5 protein-coding genes and 1 pseudogene are annotated in these 5447 nt (G+C 56.8%); 3 read left to right on the top strand and 3 right to left on the bottom strand.

Annotation, left to right across the window (positions count from 1 at the left end; genetic code table 11):
• Both BQ8482_RS38865 and BQ8482_RS37535 read left to right on the top strand, forming a co-directional pair.
• Nucleotides 1–186 (top strand): hypothetical protein (locus BQ8482_RS38865; protein ID WP_208867969.1); only part of this gene is annotated, 186 nt, incomplete at its 5' end.
• Between the two features lie 1244 nt (nucleotides 187–1430).
• Nucleotides 1431–1799 (top strand): helix-turn-helix transcriptional regulator, encoded by a 369-nt coding sequence (locus BQ8482_RS37535; RefSeq protein ID WP_425294174.1) that lies wholly within the window; start codon nucleotides 1431–1433, stop codon nucleotides 1797–1799.
• A 688-nt stretch (nucleotides 1800–2487) separates the two neighbouring features.
• On the opposite strand, the gene BQ8482_RS37530 is transcribed toward BQ8482_RS37535, so the two are convergent.
• From BQ8482_RS37530 to BQ8482_RS40875, 3 genes and pseudogenes are all read right to left on the bottom strand, one after another.
• Nucleotides 2488–3195: a toll/interleukin-1 receptor domain-containing protein gene (locus BQ8482_RS37530; RefSeq protein ID WP_123152127.1), complete on the bottom strand. Its 708-nt coding sequence runs from the start codon at nucleotides 3193–3195 to the stop codon at nucleotides 2488–2490.
• A 376-nt stretch (nucleotides 3196–3571) separates the two neighbouring features.
• Nucleotides 3572–3709: pseudogene (locus BQ8482_RS39965) on the bottom strand (ABC transporter substrate-binding protein); the annotation flags it as partial.
• Nucleotides 3710–3738: 29 nt separating this feature from the next.
• On the bottom strand, nucleotides 3739–4071 hold the full coding sequence (locus tag BQ8482_RS40875) for a twin-arginine translocation signal domain-containing protein (RefSeq protein WP_425294173.1): 333 nt from the start codon (nucleotides 4069–4071) through the stop codon (nucleotides 3739–3741).
• A gap of 1156 nt (nucleotides 4072–5227) precedes the next feature.
• Between BQ8482_RS40875 and BQ8482_RS37515 the strand changes: the two genes are divergently transcribed.
• A partial coding sequence (locus tag BQ8482_RS37515; RefSeq protein WP_133254903.1) for a co-chaperone GroES occupies nucleotides 5228–5447 on the top strand: 220 nt, incomplete at its 3' end.

The raw sequence follows: 5447 nt of genomic DNA, 5'->3' as shown, positions 1-5447 counted from the left end.
TGGTTGCGGGGACATGCAACCACCGATACCGACATTCGCTGGTCGTGGAGATTTGACACGTCAGGCCGCTTCGCATGGATCAATGTGGTGGCCTGGATGCGTACTCAGTTTATTGATTTTGTTGCCTTTTTTGGGGAAAAAATCGACAGTTTTCCCCATATCGTTCCGAATGGTCCCGCTCCCTAGCCTTGCCTCTGTTACACGATCGCAGTTCGGGATCGCGATCGCTTCAGTTCTTCGTGCTTGACGAATCAACTACCAAGTTGGTCCCTTGTGGAGTGCTCTTGAGGGAAGATCTGGACTTTAAGAACTTGATTTGAGCGCGAGCCGACCTCACTCTCTGCATCGGTGCGGTTGGTGGATCAAGGCACACTCAAACGCCAATCTCTGCGCTCTCCAGCTTGTGGATGGCACCGACGCCAACGCGCAGTTGACCTTTTCGGACACAGCCAGTTCGCCGGAAACTAAATTCCTTGGCGCGTTTCTGAATGAGGCCAAAGAACTGCTTCATGTCTGTCAAACTGGCGCTATTTCTTCTTTTTCACCCTTTGCGTAAGAGCGGATCCCGCGACCGACTTGACTGCCTTTGAGGAGCTCTTAGAACGAAGCAACTTGGATGCCGTGGAAGCAACTTTCTTGCTCGTAGTCTCATTGGGTTTCTTTGCCATTGGTTTTCCCCGCGCGGTTGAGTTAGAGTAATACGCATTGTGATGCGTCTGCAATCAACTGCCGGCGAGCACTGTCCCCAACTTTCATTTTCCAACACTCGGTCCGGTTCCGCAAACAACCAAGCGGAGCAGGAATTATGCTCGCCTTCATTGCCTTTCACCTTTTGGCGGTCGGCATCGGCTGTTCTGTGGACCTCCGCGACCAGCCACGCTAAGACACGCAGGAATTCGAAATATGCGAGCACATCTTCGATGAAGATGTTGGCGATGCAACGTTTCTCATGCCAGTATTGACAAGGTAGCCGTCGCGACCGCCAAGCCTGCTACCGTTGAACCAAAGACCAAGTCTCGCTGTCCATGTCGGCATCTCTCATGATTGGTGAGAGCGGCGACGGCGTAACTGCGAAGCCGGCGGCGCTTCGCGTTCTCGCGGCTGTGAGCGTGATCTCGCGGCGCTTCCCCTCCGCTGCGATCTAGCCGCGCCGGCCGATTAACGCGTCAATTGGCGCAAGGTCATTGCCAGCGCGCAGCTTGAGATATTCGGGCCTCGAGAAGCCGGCAGCGAGGATCGCCTGTCGGACCTTATGCAGCGCCTGCTCGATGGATCCCATTGGTGGTGCGGTCCTGACATAATCCGCAGTGGAATACCCTTGAGTCTTCACGTCAGTAGGCGAGGATACGGGGTCGCAATTGAGGGCTGTACGAAACCTCGAAAAGTTGCGCGATTGTTGGCCAGCAAGGCAACCCATCCCGGTCACGCAAATGGTCAAACGGCAGCAGTCTTCCGAAGTCGATAAATTCAAGGGCATCGAAATTGGGCAGCCGGACCCACTTCCGGTTCTGCCACACATCGGGTCGCGTCGAGTAGTGCGAACTGTTCGCCGGTCGCAGCTGCGAGAAATCGTTCCCCTCTCGGATACGACCGTCTATGAGATGGAACAGCGTGGCGAGTTCCCACGACGCTTCAATCTCACCGCCCGCTGTGTTGTTTGGGACTTGGCAGAAGTCGAAGCGTGGATCGAGGAGCGGCGGAATGCGTCCTCTGTCGGAAAAATCAAGACCAGGCCTGCGCCTGACGTAAGACTACGAAAGACAAGACCCACTCAATCATCAATTAGAACATCATATTAATTGATTTTCTTGATGAAATCATATCATCTGATTTCGCATACCGTCAATAATACCGTCAGATTCCTACGCTCTGTTGAAAAGACTGAAACAATGTGGTCGACGCCGCGGTATGCACACTTTTGACTGCATTATTTACGAGCTGTCATTCGGCGAGGCAAAGCTGGAGTTCTCCGACCATAAAGCAAGGACGGGCTTTGCTCATGCTCGACAGCCCTAGGTCGAGTAGACGAGCGGCTGTATGAAAGATCACAAGTGGTCACTCAATTCACCCCACACATATCGGCCCCCAGCTGGCGGTCACAACAATCCCGCTCGACACCCCACGCGCAAGCTGGACCACATTGCTCGACGCGTCGATCTAAATTCATAATGGCCTACGAGTTTCCCTGCCGCCGGCTCTGTCGGCCATGCGACGGTGGTCGAGAGCCGACGGGCGGTAGAAAGCATAGCCAGTTGTCCTGCGAGGGCGTTGTTGGGGGCAAGACGTGCGCCCTTCCCTGCCCCACAATGCTGCGGCGAATTCGCGCCTCCTCACCTTTTGCCGAACCTGCTGAACGCCGGAGATATCGGCAATCGCCGCTCGCTGCCGACAGGTCTTAGATGCACGGGTGCGGCTGCCTGGTGAGTGCCGGCGCGTCAGTGCCTAAACCGCTTGTGTAACGTAGGGCCAGCCGCTCCGGCAATAAAGCTAGAGTGCGACCAGCTCGGCGAGCTTGGCCGCCACGTCTGCCATCGGCTCTTCTGCGGTGCTCAGGCCGCTTCGCGAGCCCAGCAGGGGGCTGACGTTGCGGAGAGCTTCGTACGTCGTGTTGTGGACGATAGGGACGAGCTGTTCACGCGCTAGGAGTGCCGAAAGCTCCTTGTCGGCGATGCCCTCTGCTGGGAGGCGGCGCAGCAGCGCGGGAGTAACCAGCACGATCCCGACTCGCGACTTCGCCAGTCCCTTGTCGATTTCGCGAAGCAACGGCGTGCCGAGGGCAACGTCCTTTTCGCTGAACCAGACCGAGACACCGAGTGATTCGAGCAGATCGTGCAGCTCCTTGGCAGCCCCCTGCCGGTCGTCCCACGCGTGACATAGGAAGACATCACGAAGGTCAGGTAGTTCCGCTCGGCTCTCGACAGTGTGGCGGATAGGCGTGAGTGCCCGCACTTCTGTAGGCGTGTACAACACGGACGAGCCAGCTTTCGACCAACTTGCTTTTATGCGGCCGGACCCGCCGCCGCTGCTCCGGCCGCCCCCGCTGCCCCCCGACGAGGAATAGTAGGACAGGGCCGGGGACGAGTACGACCCGCTGCTATATCCACCGTAGCGCCCGTAGCGGTGACGGCACGCAGGGCAGTTCGCCGCAGCGCTCGCTGAGCGGTGGCCCTCTCTTGGCGCTGTGCATCTAGCCATGTGAACGTCCCCCAATGTCTTTCTCTAACAAGCTCCCGCTTGGGAGCTCAAACTCGTCAAGTGCTATATCGCTTAGTCGGGGTTATTGATAGTCTACTGTTGCAAAACTCACGATTCTTGCATCGGACGAAAAAGTACACAAACTAGTACTCTGCCAAGATGCAAAAATCTGATGCAGGTGGATTTCACTGAAGACGGGGGAGTTCGCGCCGATCAACGGACGTCCGCTTTGGAGCAACGGAATTGTCGCCCGGAACGGCCGAACTGGGAGCGCGTCGCGCCTCAATGAGAAGTTTATCGAACTTTCATTGAAGAAGTGCGTGTCGTTCCAGGGCATCGTGGATAGATAGGTATACGAGTACGTCTGATCCTGAGTCGGGCGACCGGCATTGACCGGGAAGTCGTTGCCGAGCGTACCGTACCCACGCAGGATCTTGTTGAGTATCTCCTCGCGGTCGATGGCAAGCTTTAGCGCCATCCTCAGATCGTTGTTGTCAAATGGCGCGGTGTCGCAGAATGACCTTCAGGTGGGTAAGCGCCTGATCATATCCACGACCTTGATATAACCGTCGAGGACGTCGCCGGATCGAGACTGTCGGCTGCCCCAGCCCCAAAGGCGGCCCCTGATGACACCGCCGCGGACCGGCCCCCTGATTTCTCAGCGACCTGCGCCATGTGGCCCAGCGGGGTCAGTACAGGTTTCTCGTAAACGCGCTTAACTGGAACAGTACGCATAGATGCGCGCGCAGCGCTGGCGAGGATCGAATTTGCGAACGTGGCTGAAACGCCGAGCGCCGTCGCATGTCCGAGAAATTCACGTCGGCTCAGCCGACCCGCAGCTAAACGGCGGCTGAGATAGTCGAGTTCCTGCGACATTGAGATGCTCCTCACTCGGATGGGTGTTCGGTGTGGCCTATATCCAAGCCCCATTTCGACAATATCAACTCATTGGAGCGCTTTACGGTCAAAATCCTGCTATTAACGCAGGAAATTGGCGTTCTTTCCTTTCCTCGTGCACAGTTCGTTTCATCTCGGTTTATGGTCAAATCGGCGTGGGGCCCACGAGGGTGGGTAAAACCGGCGTAAGGCCCCTGAGGGTGCGAGCCGCAGATTATCGCGGCGAACCTGTCAGTTCCCTCCGGAGATGCCGCAGAGCAATGGAAAGGGCCGAACGAAGCTCTTAACGCTTGGCCAACGTCTCAGTGCTCGATTGGTCTTGTGAACTCCGAGGCCACAACCGTAACGCAAACTGTGACGCCGATGGAAAATCTCGGTCTTCCGATCGCAATGACGTCAAGGCCCGCGTGACCACCTACAACATCGCAGCACACGCCAGTACCCGGCATGATCGTCATGGCTTTCCGGTGCCGTTGCGGCTCAACGCGCTGCGTTCACGGCAGAATTCGTGCAGGGAGAGATTCGCGCGGTAGGCGCACTGGACGGGCACGCCATCTTGTCTATCTAATCGCCGACACGGGACTCAGGCTCTCTGAAGCGGCAAACCTCACCACGGAAACAATCCACCTCGATCACGAAATCCCAAACATGTCCTCAAAACTTCCTCTCGACCTGCTGATCGGAACCTACCGAACAAGCAAATTGCGAGCGCCTTGCTGTAGGATTGAGGCGCTTCGGCAGGCATTTGCAGACCATCGATTGCGATAAGCGCTCCTTTTGGCGATGCCACTTAGGTTATGATGAATTGCAAAAAGCTCAAGACTGTTTGGCTGGCCATCGATTCCGGCCGACTGCTCGGCCATTAATTTCACATAATTTCACATTCCAAACAGAGACGAAAGTTGGCCCAGAGCTTACGGCCGAAACGCTCGGTTAGGCAGTTGGATGCACCGTAACGGGGGCGAGGCTTCCGCGCCGATTCTAAATCCTTTGCTCTTCAGCCGTCCCCTCGTCCGTCTTGACTAGTACGAGCCCACAGCCTATTTCAGCGCCGCGTTAGCACTCTCCACTGGCGAGTGCTAACCACGCTCCGGCAACGGAGAACCTTTCAACCTCCGCACCAGGGATATCCAAAATGGCAAAGTCGAATTTCCGGCCGCTGCATGACCGCGTGGTCGTTCGTAGGGTCGAATCCGAATCCAAGACCTCCGGCGGCATCATCATCCCCGATACGGCTAAGGAAAAGCCGCAGGAAGGCGAGATCATCGCCGTTGGTTCCGGCGCCCGCGACGAAGCCGGCAAGCTCGTCCCGCTGGACGTCAAGGCCGGCGATCGCATCCTGTTCGGCAAGTGGT

This window comes from Mesorhizobium delmotii, assembly GCF_900149755.1.
GTDB lineage: Bacteria > Pseudomonadota > Alphaproteobacteria > Rhizobiales > Rhizobiaceae > Mesorhizobium > Mesorhizobium delmotii.
The sequence above is the reverse complement of the archived record's forward strand: the minus strand, read 5'-3'. Positions and strand labels throughout refer to the sequence as shown.

Bases quoted from the DNA above. Each gene is read 5' to 3' on its own strand.
- BQ8482_RS37535 (WP_425294174.1), top strand. From the start codon at position 1,431: ATGGTCAAACGGCAGCAGTCTTCCGAAGTCGATAAATTCAAGGGCATC.
- BQ8482_RS37530 (WP_123152127.1), bottom strand. From the start codon at position 3,195: ATGGCTAGATGCACAGCGCCAAGAGAGGGCCACCGCTCAGCGAGCGCT.
- BQ8482_RS40875 (WP_425294173.1), bottom strand. From the start codon at position 4,071: ATGTCGCAGGAACTCGACTATCTCAGCCGCCGTTTAGCTGCGGGTCGG.